This window comes from Collinsella sp. TM05-37 (assembly GCF_003436455.1).
Taxonomy (GTDB): domain Bacteria; phylum Actinomycetota; class Coriobacteriia; order Coriobacteriales; family Coriobacteriaceae; genus Collinsella.
Map to the genome: position 1 here is coordinate 55,701 of NZ_QSPN01000013.1, position 1,497 is coordinate 57,197.

1 protein-coding gene is annotated in these 1,497 nt (G+C 62.9%); it reads right to left on the reverse strand.

What is annotated here, in order from left to right; translation table 11 throughout:
• Positions 1–231: 231 nt before the first annotated feature.
• Positions 232–1,473 (reverse strand): arginine deiminase, encoded by a 1,242-nt coding sequence (arcA, locus tag DXD48_RS07610; RefSeq protein WP_117564676.1) that lies wholly within the window; start codon positions 1,471–1,473, stop codon positions 232–234.
• Positions 1,474–1,497 lie beyond the last annotated feature (24 nt).

The window sequence follows — 1,497 nt, forward strand, 5'->3', positions numbered from 1 at the left end:
GGTCAGCGACGAAATCGTCGACTGAGCAATGTCCCACGTAGCGCTCTTCTCCCAAACGTTGAGCCACTCCTCAACGCCAATTGTCTTGATATCCATGGCCACCTTATCCGTTGTTAATTTAGCGTCATTAAACATGAATGGGACGGTGCGAAAGATCCGCACCGTCCCATTGGGAGACATCTAATGGCAGCTAGATGTTTGTATTAAGACCTGTACGGGTCTTTGAAAACCTTAGAGGTCCTCGCGCCAGAAGGGCATGCTCATGCAGCGCGGGCCGCCGCGGCCGCGGGAGAGCTCGGCGGAGGGCACGACGAGAAGGTCCAGGCCCTCCTTGTACAGCACGTCGTTGGTGACGGTGTTGCGGGCGTAGACACAGATCTTGCCGGGCTCGACGCACAGGGTGTTGGAGCCGTCGTTCCACTGCTCGCGGGAGGCCGCGATCGGGTCGCCGCCGCCGCAGGGGATCAGCTTGACCTGGTCGACGCCGGTGGCGTCCTCCAGGACGTGCTCGAGGGTGTCCTCGATCAGGCGGATGTTGACCTCGCCCGGGTTCTTGCCGGCGGTCAGCTCGTAGACGCGCAGGGTGCCCATGATGGCGGGGTGGATCGTGAACTTATCGACGTCGATCTGGGTGAAGACCGTGTCGAGGTGCATGAAGGCGCGCGAGACCGGGATGTCGAAGGCCAGGATGCGCTCGACCTTGGAGTCGGAGTTCCAGAAGATGTTCTGGGCCATGACGTCGATGGCCGCGGCCTGGGTGCGCTGGGAGATGCCGACGGCGAGGGTCTTCTCGTTGATGTTCAGCACGTCGCCGCCCTCGGTGTGGAACTGGCAGTCGCGGCGGAAGTACAGGGAGACGTCCTTGTAGTCGGGGTGGTACTTGAAGACGTACTTGCCGTACAGGGTCTCGCGGTTGCGGGTGACCGAGTACATGCGGTTGAGGTTGACGCCCTCGCCGACGACCGCGAACGGGTCGCGGGTGAAGTAGAGGTTGGGCATCGGGTCGATGATCAGGTCGGACTCGGACTCGGAGTTGACCAGGGAGTCGAGGGTCGTGGACGCCGTGAGGGGCATGTCGATCTCGGCCTTGGTCATGCCGGCCATGGTCTTCTTGACGAACTCGAGGTTGTCCTCGATGGAGTCCAGCTTCTCGCGGACGATCTGCGGCATGTGCTGGCCGCGGATGCCGGCCTCGGCGATGTACTGGTCGGTGAACTCGGCGCGGGCGCCGGGGACCTGGTCGAACACCTCGGCGACGAGGTTCTCGAGGTAGAGCACCTCGACGCCCTGGTCCCTCAGGATCTGGGCGAAGGTGTCGTGCTCCTGCTGCGCGACCTCCAGGAACGGGACGTCGTCGAACAGGAGTCGCTCGAGCTCGTCGGGCGGCAGGTTGAGGAGCTCGTCGCCGGGACGGTGCAGGCAGACCTTCCTGAGCTTGCCGATCTCGGAAGGCACGTGCAGACCTTTCGTCATGGCCTCCTACCTTTCTTTCGGGCC

What these genes read in the sequence shown, in the direction of transcription:
- arcA (WP_117564676.1), bottom strand. Translation starts at nt 1,473, where the DNA reads ATGACGAAAGGTCTGCACGTGCCTTCCGAGATCGGCAAGCTCAGGAAG.